Below are 22,380 nucleotides of genomic sequence, written 5' to 3' on the forward strand. Positions count from 1 at the left end.
GGATTGACCCTCCTCATAAAGGACAACCGCGCCTGAAGCTGCTGCATGCAGTTATCAACACGGCTTGAAACTAGGATGAATCGCACCTATCGTTCAGACAAACGAGTATTTATAAATCTTAAGTTAAGAAATATTTAACTATGAATATCCAACCTATTGCATCTGCACCAATGGCGCTTCCGCTTCTGGAAAGCGATGTACTCAAAACCTTTGTCGGCATCGCTGAAAGCGGCAGTTTTACGCGCACCGCCGCACAGGTTTACCGCACCACGGCGGCTGTCAGCATGCAGATCAAGCGTCTGGAGGAAACCTTGGGGCGCGCCCTGTTCGTACGCGAAGCCAGGCGGGTACGCCTGACCCCGGAAGGGGAAATGCTGCTGGGCTATGCGCGGCGCCTGCTCAAACTCAACGAGGAAGCAGTCGCCCAGTTTCTCGCACCGGCACTGGCCGGCCGCGTCGGCTTTGGCAGCCCGACCGACCTCGGCAGCCGAGTACTCCCTGGGGTCCTGTCAATGTTCGCCCGCAGTCATCCAGCCGTGCAGGTGGACGTCGCGGTCGGCCGCAGCGCCGATCTGATCGAGAAATTGGATGCGGGCGAACTGGACCTGATTCTGATTAACGCTGGCAACGACGGTCAGGACGACTCGCGCGGCGAAATCATCTATTCCGAGGCGCTGGTCTGGGCGGGACGCGACGGTGGGCTGGCGGTGCAGTACTCGCCCCTGCCGCTGGCCCTCGCGTATCCAGGCTGCGCCTGGCGCAGGACCGCACTGGACGCCCTTGACCGATTCGGTCTGCCCTACCGCATCGCCTACTCCTGCGAACAATGTGCCGGGCAGGAATCGGCCATGATCGCTGACCTGGCCGTGGCCCCATTTCCCCGCAGTCTGGTTAGGCCACCCCTGAGGCGCCTGGGCGAAGAGTACGGCCTGCCACCATTGGGCGAATATCACATCAAGTTGCTACGTGGCAGTAACCAGGGTGATGCGCCTGCAGCGCTAGCCGCACAGGTGCTGGCGGCGTTCCGCGATCAGCACAATTGAGTGAACTCATGGCGTGCTGATATTCGGCTCGTTGATCCCGGCGCTCGACGTGCCGATCGTGCGTAAACCCGCGCTCATCAAACAAAAAATAACTCTTTGCTTTATGTACAGAAATTAAATCCGCACAAAGACCTGTAGGAGCGGGCAATGCCCGCGAAACGCATCGCGGGCATGGCCCGCTCCTACAGCCGAAAGACGCAATTGCCCCCAGTTTGCTGCGCGACAGCGCGGCGTCTTAACGACGGGGGATCTCCTACAGGGATGCAGTCAGCCGCGCCCTGACGCCGCAACAATCAGCTGTTTCATCTCAATCACCGCCTGCTTAAAGCCGACGAACAAGGCGTGAGCTACCAGGGCATGGCCGATATTCAGCTCGTTGATCCCGGCAATCGCCGCCACCGGTTCGACGTTGTGGTAATGCAGGCCGTGGCCGGCATTGACGATCAGGCCATGCTGCAGGCCGCAGGCCACACCGTCGCGAATCCGCGCCAGCTCGCGAGCAGTCTCTTGCGGGGTATGCGCATCGGCGTAACGCCCGGTGTGCAGTTCGATGGCCGGTGCGCCGACGCGCTTGGACGCCTCGATCTGCTGTGGGTCAGGGTCGATAAACAGCGACACTTCACAGCCGATCTTGCTCAGGCGCTCGACCGCTTCGCGAATCCGCGCTTCCTGCCCGGCGACATCCAGACCGCCTTCGGTGGTCAGCTCTTGGCGGGTTTCCGGCACGAGACACACATGCTCCGGGCGAATACTCTCGGCAAAAGCGAGCATTTCCTCGGTCACGCCCATCTCGAAGTTCATCCGCGTTTGCATGACCTGCTTGAGCACACGCACATCGCGCTCCTGGATATGCCGGCGGTCTTCACGCAGGTGCACGGTGATACCGTCGGCACCGGCTTCTTCAGCGTCCAGAGCGGCCTTGATCGGGTCGGGATAGCGAGTTCCACGGGCCTGACGCAGGGTGGCCACATGGTCGATGTTCACACCCAGCAGAATACGATTGGCATCAGTCACGGCTTGGCTCCTTGAGCGTCATAAACAATTCGCGGCTAACCAGCGGTCGGCCACCTAAATGAGGGGCAAGGGCCTGGCGCATCAGCCGTTTGGCCGCGGCGAGCGCGCCAGGCGCAGCCCAATCGGCCTCCGCCATGGCCAGCAACTCAGCCCCTTGAAAAGCACCAGGCTGCAACTGGCCAATCGGCACCAGCCCGGTTTCAGTATGCAGACGATACAGGCCAGTGGCGGCTATGGGCTGCCCCTCACTGTCCAGATCCAGGGCGAAACCATAGCCCAGCTCATCGAGAAGACGCCATTCAAAAGAACGCAACAAGGGCTCCAGCGCACGGCCCTCGGCAAGGGCCAGCACAGTCATGGCGTAGTGCTCGAACACTGCGGGATGAGGATCTTCGGCGGGCAGCAGGCGAATCAGCAGCTCGTTTAGATACAGACCGGAAAACAGCGCCTCCCCCACCAACAGATTGGGGATACCGGCAGGGTCGAGGCTGCCGACATTCTTCAGCTCGCCACGCCCGCGAAACTCGGCCTCCAGGGGAATAAATGGCCGCGCCAGACTGCCGGCTTTGCCCCGTGCGCCGCGCAGTACCGCGCGCAAACGACCCTTTGGGGTGAGAAAATCCACCAGCGCGCTGCTTTCACGGTAAGCGCGGCTGTGCAGTACATAGGCAGGTTGACTGTCTGCGAGCATGGCCGGTGGCGACTCAATGTGACGGGACGCAGGAACGGGCGCAAAGGCGCGCCCGTGCAGGGCTAGATGTTGTCGTAACCCAGGGAGCGCAAGGCGCGCTCATCGTCGGACCAACCACTTTTAACCTTGACCCAGAGGTTGAGCATGATTTTGGAGTCGAACATCACTTCCATATCCTTGCGCGCTTCCTGGCCGATGCGTTTGATCCGCTCGCCCTTGTCGCCAATGATGATCTTCTTCTGCCCATCACGCTCCACCAGAATCAGCGCGTGGATATGCAGGATGCGCCCATCGCGCTTGAATTCCTCGATCTCCACGGTGATCTGATACGGCAGTTCGGCACCCAACTGACGCATGATCTTCTCGCGCACCAGCTCGGCAGCGAAGAAGCGGCTGGAGCGATCAGTAACCTGATCTTCAGGAAAGAAGTGCACGCCTTCCGGCAAGTGCTCACCCACCAGTTTTTCCAGGGTGTCGAGGTTATGCCCATGCTGCGCAGAGACCGGCACGATCTCGGCCTTCGGCAACTGGGTCGCCAGCCACTCCAGATGCGGCATCAGTTCGGCTTTGTCCTCGATGCGATCGGTCTTGTTGATCGCCAAGATCACCGGACCTTCAACGTACTGAATACGCTCAAGCACCATCTGGTCTTCATCGGTCCAACGGGTGCGATCGATCACGAAAATCACCACGTCGACATCCTTCAGCGCCGACGAGGCGTTCTTGTTCATATAGCGGTTAAGTGCTTTCTCGTTGTTCTTGTGCAGGCCGGGGGTGTCGACATAGATCGCCTGTACCTCGCCCTCGGTTTTGATCCCGAGCATGTTGTGCCGTGTGGTCTGCGGCTTGCGCGAAGTAATCGCCAGCTTTTGGCCGAGGATGTGATTGAGCAGCGTTGACTTGCCCACGTTGGGCCGGCCGACGATGGCGACGTAGCCACAGCGTGTAACAGGTGTATCAGTCATTGCCATTCTCCACACCCAGGGCGATCAGCGCGGCAGCGGCCGCCACCTGCTCGGCAATACGCCGGCTGGCACCCTGCCCCAGGGTTTTATCATTGAGTAAGGTGATCTGACATTCGACCACGAATGTCCGACAGTGCGGCTCGCCCTGAATATCCACCACTTCGTAACGTGGCAACTCACAGCCGCGCGACTGCAGAAACTCCTGCAGACGGGTTTTCGGGTCTTTGTTGGTGTCGACCAGCGTCAGGCTGTCCAACTCAGTGGCCAACCAGGCCAGAACACGCTCGCGAGCCGCCTCCATTCCAGTATCAAGATAGATGGCACCGATCAGCGCTTCCAGAGCATCAGCGAGAATCGATTCGCGGCGGAAACCACCGCTTTTCAGCTCGCCGGAGCCGAGGCGCAGATACTCACCCAGATCAAAGCCGCGAGCCAGAATGGCCAGGGTCTCCCCCTTGACCAAGCGCGCACGCAGACGCGACAGCTGCCCTTCACGGGCCAGTGGGAAGCGCTGAAACAGCGCTTCACCTGCGACAAAATTAAGGATGGCGTCACCGAGAAATTCCAAGCGCTCATTATTGCGCCCGGCGAAACTACGATGGGTAAGGGCCAGGATCATCAGTTCCTGGTCCTTGAAGGTATAACCGAGCTGCCGCTCGAGACGGGCTAACGACGCACTCACGGCATACGCACGCGGAATTCTTTATCGAAACGCACGACCAGATCGATATTCTCGATCAACGGCTCGCGTTTCTCGTATTTCAGGTGCACACGAAATTCGTTGTTTTCAACTTTTATTTTAATCGCGTCTTGAATATTCAAATCACGGATGCTGTTGATCTGCATGCCCTTGCTGATATGGCCATAGAAGTCGTTAACATTACGAACATCAGCTGCTTTATCGGTCTCAACCGAAGTAATCATTTTCTCCAGAGACATATAGTCGAAGTAATGTGGCAATACCTTGAACGCCGCGCTGGCCAAAAAGACGACCACAGCCAGCACCATCAACCAACTAAGAATCGACATTCCCTTTTGCGAATGCGCAGATTTCATATTTGTCCCCAAATTCGAGTTATGTGAAAGCCGTTACGGCTGGAGGCAAGACTATATATAGCCTGCGGCGCTGTATTTAACAGCGTCGCAAATTTGTCAGTAGGATTAGTGAATCAAACCCACGCGAGAAAAATTAGGTAGATTGCTCGACTTCGGATCCGGCCAGCTCATCCAGATGGCGAAGGCTTTGCCGACAATATTCTGATCCGGCACCATGCCCCACAGCGGTTTTGGAATGGCTGGATCATTCCAGTAACGGCTGTCATTGGAGTTGTCACGGTTGTCGCCCATCATAAAGTAATGCCCTTGCGGCACCACCCACTCACGGCCCGGCTCAAGCCGATAACGTTGCATTTCCTTACGTATCTGGTGTTCGGCCTCACCGAGCTTCTCGCTGTACAGCGTCGCACTGCCCAGGCTGCCCGGCTCATCGCCAATCAATTGCTGCGCTACAGACTCGCCATTGATGGTCAGGCGTTTGTCGCTGCTATAGGCAATACGGTCGCCGGCCAAGCCGACTACACGCTTGATGTAGTTGATATTCGGATCGCTGGGATAACGAAACACCATGACATCGCCACGTTGCGGGTCGCCCACTTCGATCACCTTGATGTCCAGCACCGGCAGGCGGATGCCATAGGCGAACTTGTTGACCAGAATAAAATCACCCACTTCCAGGGTCGGCTTCATCGAGCCGGATGGAATCTGGAAGGGTTCGACCAAAAACGAGCGCAACACCAGCACAATCGCCAGCACCGGGAAGAACGACTTGCCGTATTCCACCAGCAAAGGCTCTTTATTCAAGCGTTCCACCACCGCTTCATCAGGCTCACTGACCTGACCGTGGTAGGTGCTGATAGCGGCTCGCCGGCGCGGGGCCAGAAAGATCAGGTCGAACAACGCCAGCGCGCCACAGACGGCGACGGCGATAACCAGTAACAGCGGGAAATTGATCGACATAGGACCTTAACTATCCAACCTGAGCACAGCGAGGAAAGCTTCCTGTGGAATTTCCACATTACCGACCTGCTTCATGCGTTTCTTACCGGCCTTCTGCTTCTCCAGCAGCTTACGTTTACGGCTGACGTCACCACCGTAGCATTTGGCCAATACGTTTTTGCGCAGCGCCTTGACCGTAGTCCGCGCAACGATCTGCCCACCAATTGCAGCCTGGATCGCCACGTCGAACATCTGCCGTGGAATCAGCTCTTTCATCTTCTCGGTCAACGCGCGGCCTTTGTAGTGGGCGTTGTCCTTATGCACGATCAAGGCAAGTGCATCGACCTTGTCACCATTGATCAGCACATCCAGCTTGACCAGGTTGGCCGACTGGTAGCGATCAAAATGGTAGTCCAGCGAGGCGTAGCCGCGGCTGGTGGATTTCAGGCGGTCGAAGAAGTCGAGCACCACTTCGTTCATCGGCAGGTCATAGCGAACCTGAACCTGAGAACCGAGGAACTGCATATCGCGCTGCACGCCACGTTTCTCGATGCACAGGGTAATCACGTTACCCAGGTGTTCCTGAGGCACCAGGATAGTGGCCTGTACGATCGGCTCACGGAAATCCTCGACCGAGGAGATATCCGGCAGTTTGGATGGGTTATCGACGTAGATCGTCTCACCGGTCTTGAGTACGACTTCAAAGATTACGCTCGGCGCCGTGGTGATCAGATCCAGGTCGTATTCACGCTCCAGGCGCTCCTGGATGATCTCCATATGCAGCATGCCAAGGAAGCCGCAACGGAAGCCGAAGCCCAGTGCGTCGGAGCTTTCCGGCGAATACTGCAGTGAAGAGTCGTTCAGGGTCAGCTTCTGCAACGCATCACGGAAATCTTCGAAGTCATCAGAACTCACGGGGAACAGGCCGGCATAGACCTGCGGCTGAATACGCTTGAAACCGGGCAGCACTGCGACGTCTGGTGTCGAACTCAGAGTCAGAGTATCGCCTACTGGCGCGCCGTGAATGTCCTTGATGCTGCCGATGATAAAGCCGACTTCACCCGCTTTGAGATCGACGGTGGCGGTGTGCTTTGGATTGAACACGCCTACGCTGTCGACCAGGTGAACCTTGCCGGTCGACTTGACCAGAATCTTGTCGCCCTTCTTCACGCGGCCCTGACGCACGCGCACCAGCGAGACCACGCCCAAATAGTTGTCGAACCAGGAGTCGATGATCAGCGCCTGCAGCGGCGCATCGATATCACCAGTCGGCGCCGGAATGGTCTGTACCAGACGTTCAAGCACTTCATCCACGCCCAGCCCGGTTTTGGCACTGCAGGTCACGGCGTCGGTGGCATCAATGCCGATAATCTTTTCGATCTCTTCCTTGACCCGATCTGGATCGGCCTGGGGCAGGTCGATCTTGTTCAGCACCGGCATGACCTCAAGGCCTTGCTCGATGGCGGTGTAGCAGTTGGCTACCGACTGCGCCTCTACCCCCTGACCGGCATCGACCACCAGTAATGCGCCCTCACAGGCCGCCAGGGACCGGCTGACTTCATAGGTGAAGTCGACATGCCCTGGGGTATCGATGAAGTTCAGCTGATAGGTGATACCGTCACGGGCCTTGTAGTACAGGGTGACGCTGTGCGCCTTGATGGTGATCCCGCGCTCGCGCTCCAGGTCCATGGAGTCCAGCACCTGGGCCTCCATTTCACGGTCGGCCAAGCCGCCACACATCTGGATAAACCGGTCGGCCAGGGTCGACTTGCCGTGGTCAATGTGGGCGATGATGGAGAAATTGCGGATATGACTCAAATCACTCACGGATCAACACTCAAAAAGGTCGCAGGCGACTGCCCGCCGAAAATAGCCGCGAAGTGTACCCGAAAGCCACCTTGCACGTCATCAAGACCACACGACAGCACCATGTAAAAGGGCGACCGAAGTCGCCCTTTTACCCTGTCATTGCCGTTAGTCGGCCAGCTTGAAGGTGATAAAGCTGGCACGCCCCTGCCGCAGCACGCGCATCGACACTGAGCGATTCTTCGGTAGCGCCTGCGCCACCTCGGCAAAGGTTTTGGCCGAATTGATCGCTTGATTGTTCAAATGAGTAATCACATCACCCGGACGCAAGCCAATCAACGCCGCCGGGCCGTCCTGCACTTCGGAGATCACCACCCCCCCTTTTAGGTCGAGGCTCTTCTGCTGCTCAGCGCTCAGCTCAACCACCTTCACCCCTAGACGGTTGCTGCTGCGCTCGACTCCAGGTGTAGCGGCATTGGCCAAGGCCTCACCATCTTCTGGCAGCGCACCGATTTTCAATTGCAACTTTTTACGCGCCCCATCGCGCACCACGTTCAGCTCGACGCTAGTGCCTGGTTTGAGGGCGCCAACCAGATGCGGCAGATCAGCGGACATGATGATCGACTTGCCATTCAGGCTAAGAATCACATCACCGACCTGCAGACCACCCTTAGCGGCCGGGCCATCTTCCAATACCTGCGCCACTAGCGCGCCAGCGGGCTTTTCCAGACCAAACGACTCAGCCAGATCCTTATTCACTTCCTGAATCACCACACCCAGCCAACCGCGACTGACCTTGCCTTCAGCCTTCAACTGGTCGGCCACATCCATCGCCACACTCATCGGGATGGCAAACGACAAGCCCATAAAACCGCCGGAACGGGTAAAAATTTGCGAATTGATACCGACCACTTCACCCGCCAGATTGAATAGCGGACCGCCGGAGTTCCCCGGATTGATCGCTACGTCAGTCTGAATAAATGGCACATAACTCTCGTTGGGCAGACTGCGACCCTTCGCACTGACGATACCGGCCGTTACCGAGTGATCGAAGCCGAAAGGCGAGCCGATCGCCAAAACCCACTCACCGACCTTCAGATCTTCTGACTTACCCAGGTTGACGATTGGTAGGTCACTACCTTCAACCTTAAGTAACGCAACATCGCTACGCGGGTCAGTACCAATCAACTTGGCTTCCAGCTCACTGCGATCCGACAGACGCACGATAATTTCATCGGCATCGGCAATCACATGATTATTGGTCAGCACATAGCCATCGGCAGAAATGATAAAGCCCGAACCTAGGGACTGAGCTTCACGCCGACCGCCGCCAGGAGCGCGCGGCACCTGAGGAACATTACGTTCGAAAAACTCGCGAAACATCGGCGGCAGGCCTTCCAAATCAGGCACATTGAGCGAGCCGCTGCCAGCCACCGCACGATCTGGCATCTTCTGCCGCGTACTAATATTGACGACCGCTGGTGACGCCTGCTCCACCAACTCGGTGAAATCCGGCAAGCTCGCTTGCGCAACCAGCGCCTGCCCCATAAGCAACACGGCAAACAACGCAGTAAAAGAAGATTTCAGACCAAGCTTCGACATACAACTCCCCATTAAGCCAGCAAAAGTCTTAAAACGCCGCTGCGACACCGCCAAGCAATGTACGCAACACCACAGGCTGCAAAGCCGGATCGCCGGCCCTAAGACGACTACGCCAGCGCACAGCGCAGCAGGCAAACAAAAAACCGAGCAGTGCACTGAGTATCACCCAGGGCTCACCCAAGCCCATTTGCTCGGCCAGTACCGCCGCAGCAAACAACCCAAGCAATGGCAATAAATAAACCAACAGCGAGCCGCGTACCAGCAGATCCTCGCGCACACCGATAATGACCGCATCACCAACATTGAGCGGCAAACTTGACAGTGCACGGATATAACCACGACGACCGCTTGCCCCAAGCTGGTCAAGCAGGCTCTGGCCACAACCGGCCTTGACTGAGCAGCTGGAACAGGTGCTTTTGCGCAGAGTTTCGACCCAGACAGCACCGGGCTCAACAGCCACGACTCGCCCCTGCTCTTCAATCACTGCGTCACCTCTATAGCCGAACGCATCGACAAGGCCACTCGCTCAGCCGTACCCAAGGGTATTTCACCGACCACGGTGACCATGACGTCGCCGTCATCGGTTTTCAATCGACGCGAAACTGCCACGGTCGGCCCTAACTGGGTACGAACATCCTCAACAACCGCGCCGCGCAGCGGCTCCATATACACAGAAAACCGTGCCAGCCCGTCGTCATAGACCTGGCAGGCGACCGATTCATTCGATGCAGGACTACGGCGCTCGGTAACTGAACTGAGGCGAAAGCCGGGTGGCAGCCATTCCGAGCGCCAAGCCTCGATTGCCTCAGACTGAGCAACAGGCAAACGCACGGGGCGACACCGTGCACCGGCCTCAAGATCGGAGGCCGTGGGGGTATCAGTTTGTAGCTGGGTAAACTGAAAGCGTTCCAGCAGCTGCCCCTTGTCATTGACTAGCAAAGACTTGAGCGGCAAGCCTGTTTGCTTATCAAGGTGCAGCTCAATGCCATATCGGTGCTGGTCGCGCGGCACCAATGCCAGTACACGCGTAGCCCGCCCCGCCACGCGGGACTTGCCCAGCACTCGAAGCTCGTACCACTCACTCAATTGCTCGGCATTCAACACCCGAGCGGGCCATAGCTGGCTGTCGATCAATTGGTCAGCCAACGTACCGCTGGCGCATTGCACTTGGCCATTGATGCGTAACACTTCCTGAGCAGCACCATCTAATTGCAGCAAGCGCTCGCGTAGGATGCCGCCCTCATCGACGCTATGCCAGATGCTGTGCGTCGAAAAACTGCCATTGCGCTCGTATACAAACGTGCCTTGAAAACTCTGTGTACGCTCGGCATCCGCCAAACGCTGCAATAAGACTCGCCCCTCCTCGGCAGCGACCGGCAACGCCAGCCAGCTACCCAGTAGCAGAGCGCTAAATGGAATAAAGCGCATGCGCCTCCTTAACTACGGGCCGTTAACGGTTTTCGAGACTGGCCGCACGCGCATAAGGTAGCGCACTTTCCCCCGTATTCATGGCCGCTTGCTGCGCATGCTGCCGCAGATAGGCTGGCAAACGCTGCTCGTGCCATCCAGGCTGACCTTGGCCCACGGCACTGGCCGCTGGAGCGACTTGCTCTTCAGAAAGATTGAAGCCCGCCAACGTCGCAGTCCCATTGGCTTGCGGAATGTTGAGTGGCGGCTGCGTAGCTTGCTGCGCCAACTGCGTACCGGTGATGTCGTCTTGGTTGTACAGGCGCACACCCGCCAGCACGGCGACGGTAACCGAAGCTGCAACAGCCAGACGAGCGACTGTACGCCAAGGACCACGCTGCAGTTGCTGGGCTACAGGAGCAATATCGTCAGCCAGAGCCGCAGACACGGCGGCAGCAATATCGAGGCGCGGCTCAAGCAGCTCTTTATGCATGACGGCGCGCGCGATCTGGTAGCGCGACCACGTGGCTCGCAGCTCAGGGTCATCACTGGCCGCCAGCACTCGCCGTAGTTCAAGTTCATCCGCTTGGTTATCCATCACCGCGGACAGCGATTCCTGCATGGTTTCATGACTCATGGCGGTTCCTCTCTTGGCTGACGCCGCTGTCTTAGGCTTCCTGCAACAAAGGTTGCAAGGATCTATCAATGGCCTCGCGCGCCCGGAAAATTCGCGAACGCACGGTGCCGACCGGACACTGCATGACGCTCGCAATGTCTTCGTAACTCAGACCATCAAATTCACGCAAGGTTAGCGCTGTGCGTAAATCTTCCGGCAATTGTTCAATGCTGCGGTGTACGGTGGCTTCGATCTCGTCGCGCAATAACGCCCGCTCCGGCGATTCGATATCCTTGAGGGCATGATCACCATCGTAAAACTCAGCATCTTCGGCGCTTACATCATTGTCTGGCGGACGTCGACCACGTGACACCAGATGATTCTTCGCTGTATTGATGGCAATGCGGTACAACCACGTATAGAACGCACTGTCACCTCGAAAATTACCCAACGCCCGATACGCCTTGACGAAGGCTTCCTGCGCCACATCCTGTGCTTCATGGGTGTCATGCACAAAGCGCACGATCAACCCGAGAATTTTGTGCTGGTACTTGAGCACCAATAGATCAAATGCACGCTTGTCACCACGCTGTACGCGCTCGACCAGCTGCTGATCATCTTCCTGGGTTAGCATGAAAACTCCTCATTAGGTTTGAAGGAGTGCAACACCAACCCTGAATCAATCTGCCAAAGTAGACTGGGGCATTGCACAAAAGTTCTCTCCTTCAAACAAGCTTCCTGCAGAAAACTTAAAAAGCCCTGCGCGGAACAGCGCAGCAAAGGGAATCCGCTGCTGCGCCTGTAGTCTGAATCACCCTCAAGCCAGGCAAATACAGGCCCGTTGCATACCGCCTGACTCAGACGAGTTCTTATCCAAACAACCGCCTATGGAACTCGAAACACTTAAAAAGTTCCCGAGTAACGCACTTGGTCATAAGCTGGCTATTGTGCCGTTCACCCCCTCTATATACTAGAGGCCGCCTTTCGCGGAATTCGGACATGAGCCAACATTTTCAACACGACGTTCTGGTTATCGGCAGCGGTGCAGCCGGCCTGACCCTGGCTCTTACTCTGCCAGAGCATTTGCGCATTGCCGTATTGAGCAAAGGCAATCTGTCCAATGGCTCGACATATTGGGCGCAAGGCGGCGTGGCGGCTGTGCTCGATGATACTGACACGATTGAATCGCATGTCGAGGACACCCTCAACGCCGGCGGCGGTTTGTGCCGCGAGGACGCCGTACGCTTCACCGTCGAGCACAGTCGCGAAGCCATCCAGTGGCTAATCGATCAGGGCGTGCCCTTTACCCGCGACGACCAGACCGCCCGCGAAGACGGCGGCTTCGAGTTCCATCTAACCCGCGAAGGCGGCCACAGCCACCGACGCATTATTCACGCAGCAGACGCCACCGGCGCGGCAATCTTCAACACCTTGCTGGAACAGACCAGGCAGCGTAGCAATATTGAACTGCTGGAGCAGCGCGTCGCCGTCGACCTGATCACCGAGCGCAAACTCGGCCTGGAGGGCCAGCGCTGCCTGGGCGCGTACGTGCTTAACCGCGCCAGTGGCGAAGTCGATACATTCAGTGCGCGCTTTGTGATTCTCGCAACGGGCGGCGCGGCCAAGGTTTATCTCTACACCAGCAACCCGGACGGCGCCTGCGGCGACGGCATCGCCATGGCCTGGCGCGCCGGCTGCCGGGTCGGCAATCTGGAATTCAACCAGTTCCACCCGACCTGCCTGTACCACCCGAAAGCCAAAAGCTTTTTGGTCACCGAGGCGCTACGCGGTGAAGGTGCGCTGCTCAAGCTGCCGAACGGCGAGCGTTTTATGCCGCGCTTCGATGAGCGCGCCGAACTGGCACCACGGGATATCGTCGCCCGCGCCATCGACCATGAGATGAAGCGCCTGGGGATCGACTGCGTGTTCCTCGACATCAGTCATAAACCAGCTGATTTTGTGAAATCACACTTCCCCACCGTCTATGAGCGCTGCCTGGACTTCGGCATCGATATCACCAAAGAGCCGATCCCCGTAGTACCAGCGGCGCATTACACCTGCGGCGGGGTACTGGTCGACCAGAGCGGCCGCACCGATATCCCCGGCCTGTATGCCATCGGCGAAACCAGCTTTACCGGCCTGCACGGGGCCAACCGCATGGCCAGCAACTCGCTGCTGGAATGTTTCGTCTATGCCCGCTCAGCGGCCGAAAATATCCTTGCCCAGCTGGAGCAGATCAGCATGCCAAGCGCCCTACCCGGCTGGGACGCCAGTCAGGTCACCGACTCCGATGAGGACGTGATCATTGCGCACAACTGGGACGAACTACGGCGCTTTATGTGGGACTACGTCGGCATCGTGCGCACCAACAAGCGCCTGCAACGGGCCGAACATCGGGTACGTCTGCTGCTCGATGAAATCCACGAGTTCTACAGTAACTACAAGGTCAGCCGTGATTTGATCGAGCTGCGCAACCTGGCCCAGGTCGCTGAGCTGATGATTCTCTCCGCCATGCAACGCCACGAAAGCCGCGGCCTGCACTACACCCTGGACTATCCACAACAGTTGGCCGAGGCCAAGGACACTATTCTGCTGCCGCCCACCTATGGCGACTGAACTTCAGCCGCACCCGTAAGCGCCGGTGTTGATCCCGCGCCAGGCTGTCGCGGCCGATGCACAACGAGCGCACGCGGCGCTGCCCAGCTAGGCGAAAACGCAGCAACACAATCATCGGCAAGGCCAGGCTATCGGGATGCAGCTCGATAGCCTGCCAGCCCTGCGCCGCGCTGTGCACCTGCCAACCATCCGCCGTGCAACGCAGCGCCCGGTAAGCCGACGGTGCACTTAGCAGCAAATGCCGCGGTAGTACCCAAGCGGCATGAGCGAGACAGAAACCAATTCCGGGTAATAGCGCCCAGAGCGGGATTTCTACCAATACCAGGCTAAGCAGCGCCAATCCCTGGATCAGGGCATAGCAGAGCAGCAGCTGCCGTGAAGGCTGCCACCGACAATCGAAGACATCACTGGGGCTGGACACGGTCCAAAATCATCCGAACCATACGTTTAAGATCGGCATCTTCCGGTTCGCCGCGCTGCATAAACCAGCCGAACATATCCTGATCTTCGCATTCGAGCAGTTTGCGATAACGCTCTCGGTCAGCCTCATCGAGGTGCGGATACACCTCCCTGACAAACGGCACCAGCAGCACATCCAGCTCCAGCATGCCGCGGCGGCTGTGCCAAAAAAGACGATTGAGTTCAACCGAGTCAACCATGGGTATGCTCCTTGGATAAGGCGCGCAGTATACCGATGAAAAGCGCCGCTGTTGACCGCGTGCATCACCCAACTAAGTAACGCCCACAAGCGAAGCAGCAGCAAGCGCTGACAAGGTGCGAGACGCGCTCTATGATGAGCCCCCTAACTTTTATCCAGCGATACCTAATTCACCATGGCCGATACCGCGTTTTACTGCACCCTCAGCCACGAAGGCATCCTCTCCGTGCGCGGCCCGGACGCCAACAAGTTCCTCCAGGGCCAGGTCACCTGCAACCTCAACTACCTCAGCGACAGCCACTCCAGCCTAGGCGCGCGCTGCACACCCAAGGGCCGCATGCTGTCGAGCTTTCGCATTGTCAGCGTGAGTGACGGTTTCCTCCTGGCGATGGCCAGCGAGCTGCTCGAAACACAGCTCGCCGACCTGAAGAAATATGCCGTATTCAGCAAATCCAAACTCAGCGACGAAAGTCAGGATTGGCTGCGCATCGGCCTGAGCGGCGGCGATGATGCCCTGCGCAGCCTCGGACTAGAGCTCGCAGAACACGCTGACAGCGTGACTCATAACAATGAATTGCTAGCCGTACGCCTGAGTGACGGCCGCGCCGAACTCTGGATTCCTGCCAGCCAGACCGAATCCATTCAAGCGCAATTGGCTGGCCAATTGCCTGAAGCTCCGCTGAATGACTGGCTCCTGGCGCAAGTGCGCGCCGGCATTGGCCAGGTTATGGGCAGCACCCGCGAGCTGTTTATTCCGCAGATGATCAACCTGCAGGCCGTAGGCGGCGTCAGCTTCAAAAAAGGCTGCTACACCGGCCAGGAAATCGTCGCGCGCATGCAGTACCTGGGCAAACTCAAACGCCGCCTGTATCGCCTGGAGCTGCGCGACACTCAAGTGCCAGAGCCGGCCACTGCGTTGTTTTCCCCCACCCACGCCTCCAGCGTCGGTGAAGTGGTGCTGGCGGCGCGCAGCGCAGCCGGCGTCGAACTGCTCGCCGTATTGCAGGACGAAGCCGCACTGAATGGCGTGATTCACCTGGGTTCTGCCGAAGGCAACACGCTGAGCGTGCTCGATTTGCCGTATACACTGGATTCAGACCGCGAAATACAGCGCTAAGCGCTTACTACACTTATTACTACTGCTGACCGTCTAAAGAGAATTGCCCATGAGCAAGCTTGCCGAGAAAGTCCAAAAGGAACTGATCCAGGCCATCGACAACGATGAACTGGTGCTGCCGACCTTGCCGGAGGTCGCGCTGAAGGTCCGCGAGGCGGCAGAGGATCCGGACATTGGCATCGCGCAACTGAGCAAGGTGATCGGCAACGATGCGGCCCTGACCGCGCGCATTATCAAAGTGGTCAACAGTCCGCTGCTGCGCACCAACAAGGAAATCACCGACCTGCAGATGGCCGTTGGTCGCCTCGGCATCAACTACACCTGCAACTTGGCCACGGGCCTGGCGATGGAGCAGATGTTCCAGGCCACCAGCGACGTGGTTGACCGCAAGATGCGCGAAGTGTGGAACAAAAGCACGGAAATCGCCGGCATCTGCCATGTGCTGTGCAAGCACTACACCCGCCTACTGCCCGACCAAGCGACTCTCGCCGGCCTGGTGCATCAGATTGGCGTGCTGCCGATCCTCACCTACGCCGAAGAGCACAGCGAACTGCTGGCCGACTCGATCAGCCTCAACCACGTGATTGAGCAGATCCACCCGATCATCGGTGACAAAATCCTGCACACCTGGGAGTTCCCCGAGCTGATCGCCATGGTGCCCGGCCAGTACCTGGACTTCACCCGCGACAGCGCCAAGGTCGACTATGTCGATATCGTCCAGGTCGCCACCCTGCAGAGCTACCTAGGCAGCGAGCATCCTTACACCCAGCTGGACTGGAGCCAGATCCCGGCCTTCCGCAAACTCGGCCTGGACCCCAATCAGAACCTCAACGATGACGAAGACCTCTCCGCCGCCATGGAAGCGGCTATGAGCATGCTCCAGTAGAGCCTTTCACGCGCATGCAGCCGAATGCAACTAGACTGAAGACAGTCCCCGCCATCGGCATACGGCTCATGCGCACCCTGCTGTTATCCGTACTGTTCAGCCTGTTCTGCGGTGGTCTCGCTGCCGCCGATTCAGTGCGCCTGACCAACGGTGAATGGCCGCCTTATCTGGGCGAGCAACTGCCGCACAAGGGCGTCGCCTCACGCATCGTCGCCGAAGCCTTTGCCCTGCAAGGTATCGACGTGGCCTGGGAGTTCCACCCCTGGGCGCGCTCGCTGCAACTGGCCGAACGCGGCCAACGCGCCGGCAGCGCGGTATGGCTGCGCAGCAACGAACGTGAGGAAAAGTTCTTTATCAGCGACCCGGTAGTGGAAAGCGGTTACTACCTGTTCCACCGCAAGGGCTACAGCTTTGACTGGCAGCAGGTGACCGACCTGCAAGGCCGGCGCCTGGCTGGCACCCGCGGCTATGACTACGGCGAAGCATTTCAACAGGCCGAGGCCAGCGGACAACTGCGGGTCAATCGAGTGACCAGCGATGAAACCGCGTTTCGCCAACTGATTGCCGGCCGCGTCGACCTGTTTCCGATGGATAAAGTGGTCGGCTTCGACATGCTGCACCAACACTTCAGCGCCGCCGAGCGCGCCCAGCTGAGCTTTCACCCCAAACCCTTACGCAGCGACAGCCTGCACCTGCTGCTCTCACGGGAAATACCCGGCAACGCCGAGCTGATCGCCCGTTTCAACCAGGGCCTGGCGCAGCTGCGCGAAAGCGGCAAAATCGCCCAGTACCTACTGGAAATCCAGCAGCCACTCAGCCTGGCTCCCTGATTTAGGCTTCAGCGCTGGTGAACTCGACGCGGACCAGCAAGCCGTGCGGCTGCGCCTGATGCAAACTGATCTCAGCCTGATGCGCCCGGCAGATCTCGCCAACAATCGCCAAACCCAACCCCGCCCCCCAACCCTTGTTGCTGCGCCGATAGAAGCGCGCAAACACCCGCTCATGCTCTTCCGGCGGAATCCCCGGGCCGTCGTCTTCCACCTCCAGCACCCCCGCCGGTAAAACTCGCAAAACCACATTACCGCCTGCGGCGGTGTGCGCCAGGGCATTGTCCAGCAGGTTGCACAGCAACTCGTTGAGTAGCGTCGGCTCACCACTGAGCCACACCGGCTGCTCAGCCTCCAATGCCAGAGCAATACCCCGCGCGTGGGCCAATGGCGCAAGCGCCATACCCAGTTCACGCGCCAGCTGGCTGAGGTCCAGACGCTGCGCGCCGCCTTCGGCAATCGCCCGCGCGCCGCTTTCGATGCGCGCCAGCGAGAGCAACTGATTGGCCAGATGGGTGAGTTTGTCGGTGTTCTGCGCCGCTTCTTCCAGAGTGCTGCGCCACACCGCCGGTTCCTGAGCGCGCAAGCCCAGCTCGACCCGCGCCTTGAGCGCCGCCAGCGGGGTACGCAGTTCATGGGAGGCATCGGCAATAAACTGCGACTGGCGTTCGAACAGATTGCGCAAACGGTCATTGAACTGGTTCAGCGCATCAATCAGCGGGCGCAGCTCGCGCGGCATGCCAACATCCGACAACGGCTGCAGATCATCACTGGTACGCGCCGCCACACTGCGGCGTAAGGCTTCCAGCGGACGCAACGCAGCGCTCACCGCCAGCCACACCAACAATAAGGCGCTGAGCGATAGCGCACCCATGCGCAACAAGGTGCCGAGTAACAGCTCGCGGGCCATGCGTTCACGCGCGCCCTGGGTTTCCGCCACGCGGATTTCCGCCACGCCGTTGACTCCCGGCTCGCTGACCGGCTGAAGCAGGCTCACCACCCGCACGCCCTGATTGCGGTATTCGGCATCGTAGAAATGCGCCAGCGCCGGATAATCCTCAGTGCGCTTGGTGCCAGGTGGTGGTGACGGCAGGTCTTCATAACCAGACACCAGCGCCCCTTGTACATCCAGCACTTGGTAGTAGATACGCCCAGCACTGTCATAGGCGAAGGTGTCCAGCGCCACGTAGGGCACATTGGCGTTCAGCCGGTCGGCGGTGGTGTACAGCCCATCCGCTATCGCCCGTGCCGAGGCCAGCAAAGTGCGGTCATAGGCAGTATCTGCTGCATGCCGCGCGCTCCAATAGGCACTCAAGCTGCTGACCAACAGAATCAGCGCCAGCAACAGCGCCAATCGGCGGATCAGCCGCCCGCGCAGGCTACCGGGCTGGTTCTCCACGGAGTGGCCGCGCTCAGTCACCGACTGCTTCCAGTAGATAACCCAGACCACGGAAGGTGACGATACGCACCTCGCCGCCTTCGAGTTTCTTGCGCAGGCGGTGCACATAGATTTCGATGGCGTCGCTGCTGGCCTCCTCATCCAGGCCGAATACCTGGGCAGCCAGCTGCTCCTTGCTCATCACCCGCCCCGGCCGCGCGATCATCGCTTCCAGCACCGCCTGTTCGCGGGAGGTCAGGGTCAGCAGGCCATCGGCCAGGGTAAAACGCCGGGTATCTAGGTCATACAGCAGGTTGCCGCAGCGTTGCTGACGCTCGCCACCGAGCACGGTACGGCGCAGCAGCGCCTTGACCCGTGCCTCCAGCTCACTCAGCTCGAAGGGTTTGGCCAGGTAATCATCGGCGCCCAGGTTAAGGCCATGCACGCGGTCCTTGACCTCGCCGCGGGCGGTGAGCATCAGCACCGGCAGGGTATTACCGCGCTCACGCAAACGCGCCAGCACCTGAAAACCGTCCAGGCGCGGCAGGCCGATATCGAGAATCGCCAGGGCGTAATCCTCGCTGCTCAGAGCCAGATCGGCGGCTACGCCGTCATGCAGCACGTCCACCGTCCAGCCGGCACTTTTCAACGCCTGGGCCACGCTGGCCGCCAGTTGTACATGGTCTTCAACCAGCAGGATTCGCACGCTAATGGCACTCCACGACATTGTTCTTGTGCGCCCAGTGTAACGGTGCAAAGACCGCTGCGAACGCCCCAGCAACTTTCTTTCAAGCTGAAAGCCTGGTGAAAGCTTGACCCCCTAGCATCGGTTTCAGGTGGCTCGATCCACCGACCTGAACGACTGACGCAGTGGTGCGCAGCCGTGACAAAAACAACAATGGAGACCACAGGATGCCAACTGCATCTCATCAGGCGCTTGCGCCTGCTCACCTGCTTAGCCTGGCAATTGCCGCCGCGCTGCTTGCCCCCGCTGCCCATGCCGATTTTGTGGCTGACAGCAAAGCCAGTCTGACCACCACCAATATCTACCTCAATCGTGATTTCCGCGAAGGCACAAGCAGCCAGCAGAACAAGCGTGAAGAATGGGGCCAAGGTTTCTGGCTGGACGTCCAGTCCGGCTACACCGAAGGCACCGTTGGTTTCGGCCTTGATGCGCTGGGCCTGGTTGGGGTCAAGCTGGATTCCGGCGGCGGGCGCACCGGCACAGACCTGCTACCGGTACAGGACGATGGCGGCACGCCAGACCAATTCGGCCGCCTGGGCCTGACTGCCAAGGTCAAGGTCTCCAATACCGAACTGCGCTACGGCTCGCACGTACCAGAACTGCCGGTGGTCAAGGCCAGCGACAGCCGCCTGCTGCCGCAGGTGTTCGAAGGCGGCCTGCTGACCTCCAGCGAACTCGACGGCCTGACCTTTACCGGCGGGCGCCTGGACAAGGTGATCGACCGCGCCTCAACCAACTCAGAGGAGCTGATCCTCAATAGCAAGAACCGCCGCTTCGCCGCCGGCATCACCGCGGATCATCTGGACCTGGTGGGCCTCGACTATGAGTTCGCCAAGGGCCTGACCGGGCGTTATTACTTCGCCGATCTCGACGATATCTACCGTCAGCACTTCTTCGGCCTGCTCGCCAGCCAGCCGCTGGGCAGCGGCACCCTGAGCGCCGATGTACGCCTGATGCTCAGCGACGACAGCGGCGCGGCAAATGCCGGCAAGATCGACAACCGCGCCTTCAACGCCATGCTCACCTACGCCATCAGCGGCCACAAACTCGGCCTGGGCTTTCAGGACATGAGCGGCGACACCGGTTACGCCTATATCGATGGCAGCGACCCGTTCCTGGTCAACTTCGTGCAGATCAACGACTTCGCCAACGCCGACGAGCGCTCCTGGCAGGCCCGTTACGACTACGACTTCGGCAAGCTCGGCGTACCCGGCCTGAGCTTTATGACCCGCTACATCAAAGGCAGCGACGCGCAAATCGCTGGCACTGACGACACCGGCGGTGAGTGGGAGCGCGACATCGAGGTCAAGTACGTGGTGCAGAGCGGGCCACTGAAAGATGTCTACGTGCGCCTGCGCAACGCCAGCTTCCATTCCGACTTCGCCCGCGATGCGGACGAGAACCGCGTCATCGTCGGCTACACGCTGCCGATCTGGTAAACCACAATAAGAGCTCAGAGGAACACGCCATGAAAACTGCCTTTACCCGCATCGCCCTGGCCACCGCCTGTATGGCCTTTGCCGGCCAGCTGCTGGCCGCCGAACCCAAGCGCCCGGAATGCATTGCCCCGGCCAAGCCCGGCGGCGGCTTCGACCTGACCTGCAAACTGGCGCAGAGCGGCCTGAAAGACAGCGGCCTGCTGAAAGCGCCGATGCGCGTCACTTACATGCCCGGCGGCGTCGGCGCGGTGGCCTACAACGCAGTAATCGCGCAGCGTGCCGATGACCCAGGCACCATCACCGCATTCTCCAGCGGTTCCCTGCTCAACCTGGCGCAAGGCAAGTTCGGTCGTTACGACGAAACCGGCGTGCGCTGGCTGGCAGCGGTGGGCACCGATTACGGCGCCATCACCGTACGTGCCGACTCGCCGTATCAGAGCCTGGACGATCTAGTCCAAGCCCTGAAGAAAGATCCAAGCAGCATCGTCTTCGGTGCCGGTGCCACCATCGGCGGCCAGGACTGGATGCAAACCGCGCTGATCGCCCGCCTGGCTGGGATCGACCCGAAAAACCTGCGTTACGTGGCCTTCGAAGGCGGCGGCGAAACCCTCACCGCTATGCTCGGCGGCCATGTACAGGTCACCAGTAGCGGTCTGGGTGAAGTCACCCCGCAACTGGCAGCGAAGAAAGTACGCATCCTCGCCGTACTCTCCGATGAGCGTCTGCCAGGCAAACTGGCCGATATCCCCACCGCCAAGGAACAGGGCTACGACATCGTCTGGCCGGTAATCCGCGGCTTCTACATGGGCCCAGAAGTCAGCGACGAGCAGTTCAACTGGTGGAAGCAGCAATTCGACACCCTGCTCGCCCGTGAGGACTTTGCCACCCTGCGTGAACAGCGCGACCTGCTGCCATTGGCCGTCACCGGCGACGAGCTGAAAGCCTTGGTCTTCAAGCAAGTTGAGGAATACAAGGCATTGGCTGGCGAATTCGGCCTGATGCAATAAGCGGCCACGCCGTAATTCGTAACCTTTGTAGGATGGGTTGAGCGCAGCGATACCCATCAATGGGCGCCTGCGCGATGGGTATCGCGATGCTCAACCCATCCTACCGACCTCAGGTAAATTCCTATGTACGTTCGCCTGTTCGCCGCGAGCTGGCTGCTGTTTTGCGCCGTTCTCGCCGTCATCGCCTGGGGCTTCCAGGCACCCTTCGCCTACGACCCGGTGGGTCCGCGCGCCTATCCATTGCTGCTGCTCAGCCTGATGGCGGCCGGCAGCCTGTGGTTGGTATTCAAGCCCGGCATGCTCGATCAGCGACTCAACACCCGTGCCGCCGTGCGCGCCACCCTGTGCGTGCTGGCCCTACTGGCCTACGCCCTGCTGTTCGAAATACTCGGCTTCGTCATCAGCACCACGCTGGCCACCTTCGCCCTTGGTCTGCTGTTTACCGGTCGCCTGCTGCCCTGCGCTATCAGCGCGGTGCTGATGGGTGTGCTGCTGTATGGCCTGTTTGATTACCTGCTGGATGTGCCGCTGCCCCTCGGCCTGTTCGAAGCCTTTGTGGAGAGCTGAA

General features: G+C 59.3%; 24 protein-coding genes. 8 read left to right on the forward strand and 16 right to left on the reverse strand.

Translation table 11 applies throughout. The features are described 5' to 3' along the window. Window positions 1-170: 170 nt before the first annotated feature. Entirely contained in the window at window positions 171-1,043 is an 873-nt protein-coding gene (locus tag AACY25_RS12730; protein ID WP_445262142.1) for a LysR substrate-binding domain-containing protein, read from the forward strand. Window positions 1,044-1,310: 267 nt separating this feature from the next. Here AACY25_RS12730 and pdxJ read toward each other — a convergent pair whose 3' ends face one another. The 12 genes from pdxJ to rpoE all read right to left on the reverse strand — a co-directional run bounded on the left by pdxJ (window position 1,311) and on the right by rpoE (window position 11,773). Beyond that, complete coding sequence (pdxJ, locus tag AACY25_RS12735; RefSeq protein ID WP_339524925.1) at window positions 1,311-2,057, reverse strand: pyridoxine 5'-phosphate synthase; 747 nt, start codon at window positions 2,055-2,057, stop codon at window positions 1,311-1,313. Next, complete coding sequence (recO, locus tag AACY25_RS12740) at window positions 2,050-2,748, reverse strand: DNA repair protein RecO (RefSeq protein WP_339524927.1); 699 nt, start codon at window positions 2,746-2,748, stop codon at window positions 2,050-2,052. Before recO ends, pdxJ begins: the two co-directional genes overlap by 8 nt. A gap of 62 nt (window positions 2,749-2,810) precedes the next feature. Beyond that, window positions 2,811-3,713: a GTPase Era gene (gene era / locus AACY25_RS12745; RefSeq protein WP_339524928.1), complete on the reverse strand. Its 903-nt coding sequence runs from the start codon at window positions 3,711-3,713 to the stop codon at window positions 2,811-2,813. Further along, the gene (gene rnc, locus AACY25_RS12750) at window positions 3,706-4,395 is read right to left on the reverse strand and encodes a ribonuclease III (protein WP_339524930.1); all 690 of its coding nucleotides are present in this window, start codon (window positions 4,393-4,395) and stop codon (window positions 3,706-3,708) included. The genes era and rnc overlap by 8 nt, the downstream gene beginning before the upstream one ends. Then, complete coding sequence (locus AACY25_RS12755) at window positions 4,392-4,769, reverse strand: DUF4845 domain-containing protein (protein WP_339524932.1); 378 nt, start codon at window positions 4,767-4,769, stop codon at window positions 4,392-4,394. Before AACY25_RS12755 ends, rnc begins: the two co-directional genes overlap by 4 nt. A 105-nt stretch (window positions 4,770-4,874) precedes the next feature. Next, a complete protein-coding gene (lepB, locus tag AACY25_RS12760; RefSeq protein WP_339524934.1) occupies window positions 4,875-5,729 on the reverse strand; it encodes a signal peptidase I in 855 nt (284 codons plus the stop codon). A gap of 6 nt (window positions 5,730-5,735) precedes the next feature. Then, entirely contained in the window at window positions 5,736-7,535 is a 1,800-nt protein-coding gene (gene lepA / locus AACY25_RS12765; RefSeq protein WP_339524936.1) for a translation elongation factor 4, read from the reverse strand. A 147-nt stretch (window positions 7,536-7,682) separates the two neighbouring features. Continuing rightward, window positions 7,683-9,062, reverse strand: coding sequence for a DegQ family serine endoprotease (locus AACY25_RS12770; RefSeq protein ID WP_445262153.1), 1,380 nt, complete (start codon window positions 9,060-9,062; stop codon window positions 7,683-7,685). Window positions 9,063-9,144: 82 nt separating this feature from the next. Then, on the reverse strand, window positions 9,145-9,600 hold the full coding sequence (locus AACY25_RS12775; protein ID WP_339524939.1) for a SoxR reducing system RseC family protein: 456 nt from the start codon (window positions 9,598-9,600) through the stop codon (window positions 9,145-9,147). Next, window positions 9,597-10,544, reverse strand: a complete 948-nt coding sequence (locus AACY25_RS12780) for a MucB/RseB C-terminal domain-containing protein (protein ID WP_339524941.1) — start codon at window positions 10,542-10,544, stop codon at window positions 9,597-9,599. Before AACY25_RS12780 ends, AACY25_RS12775 begins: the two co-directional genes overlap by 4 nt. Window positions 10,545-10,566: 22 nt before the next feature. Then, complete coding sequence (locus tag AACY25_RS12785) at window positions 10,567-11,160, reverse strand: sigma-E factor negative regulatory protein (protein ID WP_339524942.1); 594 nt, start codon at window positions 11,158-11,160, stop codon at window positions 10,567-10,569. 31 nt (window positions 11,161-11,191) lie between these two features. After that, on the reverse strand, window positions 11,192-11,773 hold the full coding sequence (rpoE, locus tag AACY25_RS12790; protein ID WP_339412179.1) for an RNA polymerase sigma factor RpoE: 582 nt from the start codon (window positions 11,771-11,773) through the stop codon (window positions 11,192-11,194). A 365-nt stretch (window positions 11,774-12,138) separates the two neighbouring features. Here rpoE and nadB point away from each other — a divergent pair, with 365 nt between their 5' ends. Next, window positions 12,139-13,755 (forward strand): L-aspartate oxidase, encoded by a 1,617-nt coding sequence (nadB, locus tag AACY25_RS12795; protein ID WP_339524943.1) that lies wholly within the window; start codon window positions 12,139-12,141, stop codon window positions 13,753-13,755. Here the strand turns inward: nadB and AACY25_RS12800 are convergent. Continuing rightward, window positions 13,724-14,176: a protein YgfX gene (locus tag AACY25_RS12800; RefSeq protein WP_339524944.1), complete on the reverse strand. Its 453-nt coding sequence runs from the start codon at window positions 14,174-14,176 to the stop codon at window positions 13,724-13,726. The two genes, nadB and AACY25_RS12800, sit on opposite strands and share 32 nt — an antisense overlap. Next, window positions 14,160-14,414 carry an FAD assembly factor SdhE gene (locus AACY25_RS12805; RefSeq protein ID WP_275963009.1) on the reverse strand — a complete coding sequence of 85 codons (255 nt, stop codon included), beginning with the start codon at window positions 14,412-14,414 and terminating at the stop codon, window positions 14,160-14,162. The genes AACY25_RS12800 and AACY25_RS12805 overlap by 17 nt, the downstream gene beginning before the upstream one ends. Before the next feature lie 174 nt (window positions 14,415-14,588). Between AACY25_RS12805 and ygfZ the strand changes: the two genes are divergently transcribed. From ygfZ to AACY25_RS12820, 3 genes are all read left to right on the forward strand, one after another. Beyond that, window positions 14,589-15,530 carry a CAF17-like 4Fe-4S cluster assembly/insertion protein YgfZ gene (gene ygfZ, locus AACY25_RS12810; protein WP_339524945.1) on the forward strand — a complete coding sequence of 314 codons (942 nt, stop codon included), beginning with the start codon at window positions 14,589-14,591 and terminating at the stop codon, window positions 15,528-15,530. A 49-nt stretch (window positions 15,531-15,579) separates the two neighbouring features. Then, on the forward strand, window positions 15,580-16,416 hold the full coding sequence (locus tag AACY25_RS12815) for an HDOD domain-containing protein (protein WP_339524946.1): 837 nt from the start codon (window positions 15,580-15,582) through the stop codon (window positions 16,414-16,416). A gap of 68 nt (window positions 16,417-16,484) precedes the next feature. Further along, window positions 16,485-17,246 carry a substrate-binding periplasmic protein gene (locus AACY25_RS12820; RefSeq protein WP_339524948.1) on the forward strand — a complete coding sequence of 254 codons (762 nt, stop codon included), beginning with the start codon at window positions 16,485-16,487 and terminating at the stop codon, window positions 17,244-17,246. A gap of 1 nt (window position 17,247) precedes the next feature. Here AACY25_RS12820 and AACY25_RS12825 read toward each other — a convergent pair whose 3' ends face one another. Next, on the reverse strand, window positions 17,248-18,663 hold the full coding sequence (locus AACY25_RS12825) for a sensor histidine kinase (RefSeq protein ID WP_339524949.1): 1,416 nt from the start codon (window positions 18,661-18,663) through the stop codon (window positions 17,248-17,250). Beyond that, entirely contained in the window at window positions 18,656-19,327 is a 672-nt protein-coding gene (locus tag AACY25_RS12830) for a response regulator (protein ID WP_339524950.1), read from the reverse strand. The genes AACY25_RS12825 and AACY25_RS12830 overlap by 8 nt, the downstream gene beginning before the upstream one ends. Before the next feature lie 206 nt (window positions 19,328-19,533). Between AACY25_RS12830 and AACY25_RS12835 the strand changes: the two genes are divergently transcribed. The 3 genes from AACY25_RS12835 (at window position 19,534) to AACY25_RS12845 (ending at window position 22,379) form a co-directional block, all read left to right on the forward strand. Beyond that, on the forward strand, window positions 19,534-20,805 hold the full coding sequence (locus tag AACY25_RS12835) for an OprD family porin (RefSeq protein WP_339524952.1): 1,272 nt from the start codon (window positions 19,534-19,536) through the stop codon (window positions 20,803-20,805). Between the two features lie 29 nt (window positions 20,806-20,834). Then, the gene (locus AACY25_RS12840) at window positions 20,835-21,812 is read left to right on the forward strand and encodes a Bug family tripartite tricarboxylate transporter substrate binding protein (RefSeq protein WP_339524954.1); all 978 of its coding nucleotides are present in this window, start codon (window positions 20,835-20,837) and stop codon (window positions 21,810-21,812) included. 123 nt (window positions 21,813-21,935) lie between these two features. Further along, window positions 21,936-22,379 (forward strand): tripartite tricarboxylate transporter TctB family protein, encoded by a 444-nt coding sequence (locus AACY25_RS12845; RefSeq protein WP_339524955.1) that lies wholly within the window; start codon window positions 21,936-21,938, stop codon window positions 22,377-22,379. The last annotated feature ends 1 nt before the right edge of the window (window position 22,380 follow it).

The sequence above is a fragment of the Pseudomonas sp. EA_35y_Pfl2_R111 genome, assembly GCF_963970955.1.
Lineage (GTDB): Bacteria > Pseudomonadota > Gammaproteobacteria > Pseudomonadales > Pseudomonadaceae > Aquipseudomonas.

Bases quoted from the DNA above. Each gene is read 5' to 3' on its own strand.
- AACY25_RS12730 (WP_445262142.1), top strand. From the start codon at position 171: ATGGCGCTTCCGCTTCTGGAAAGCGATGTACTCAAAACCTTTGTCGGC.
- recO (WP_339524927.1), bottom strand. From the start codon at position 2,748: ATGCTCGCAGACAGTCAACCTGCCTATGTACTGCACAGCCGCGCTTAC.
- era (WP_339524928.1), bottom strand. From the start codon at position 3,713: ATGACTGATACACCTGTTACACGCTGTGGCTACGTCGCCATCGTCGGC.
- AACY25_RS12755 (WP_339524932.1), bottom strand. From the start codon at position 4,769: ATGAAATCTGCGCATTCGCAAAAGGGAATGTCGATTCTTAGTTGGTTG.
- lepB (WP_339524934.1), bottom strand. From the start codon at position 5,729: ATGTCGATCAATTTCCCGCTGTTACTGGTTATCGCCGTCGCCGTCTGT.
- AACY25_RS12770 (WP_445262153.1), bottom strand. From the start codon at position 9,062: ATGGGGCAGGCGCTGGTTGCGCAAGCGAGCTTGCCGGATTTCACCGAG.
- AACY25_RS12780 (WP_339524941.1), bottom strand. From the start codon at position 10,544: ATGCGCTTTATTCCATTTAGCGCTCTGCTACTGGGTAGCTGGCTGGCG.
- AACY25_RS12785 (WP_339524942.1), bottom strand. From the start codon at position 11,160: ATGAGTCATGAAACCATGCAGGAATCGCTGTCCGCGGTGATGGATAAC.
- rpoE (WP_339412179.1), bottom strand. From the start codon at position 11,773: ATGCTAACCCAGGAAGATGATCAGCAGCTGGTCGAGCGCGTACAGCGT.
- nadB (WP_339524943.1), top strand. From the start codon at position 12,139: ATGAGCCAACATTTTCAACACGACGTTCTGGTTATCGGCAGCGGTGCA.
- AACY25_RS12805 (WP_275963009.1), bottom strand. From the start codon at position 14,414: ATGGTTGACTCGGTTGAACTCAATCGTCTTTTTTGGCACAGCCGCCGC.
- ygfZ (WP_339524945.1), top strand. From the start codon at position 14,589: ATGGCCGATACCGCGTTTTACTGCACCCTCAGCCACGAAGGCATCCTC.
- AACY25_RS12815 (WP_339524946.1), top strand. From the start codon at position 15,580: ATGAGCAAGCTTGCCGAGAAAGTCCAAAAGGAACTGATCCAGGCCATC.
- AACY25_RS12820 (WP_339524948.1), top strand. From the start codon at position 16,485: ATGCGCACCCTGCTGTTATCCGTACTGTTCAGCCTGTTCTGCGGTGGT.
- AACY25_RS12835 (WP_339524952.1), top strand. From the start codon at position 19,534: ATGCCAACTGCATCTCATCAGGCGCTTGCGCCTGCTCACCTGCTTAGC.
- AACY25_RS12840 (WP_339524954.1), top strand. From the start codon at position 20,835: ATGAAAACTGCCTTTACCCGCATCGCCCTGGCCACCGCCTGTATGGCC.
- AACY25_RS12845 (WP_339524955.1), top strand. From the start codon at position 21,936: ATGTACGTTCGCCTGTTCGCCGCGAGCTGGCTGCTGTTTTGCGCCGTT.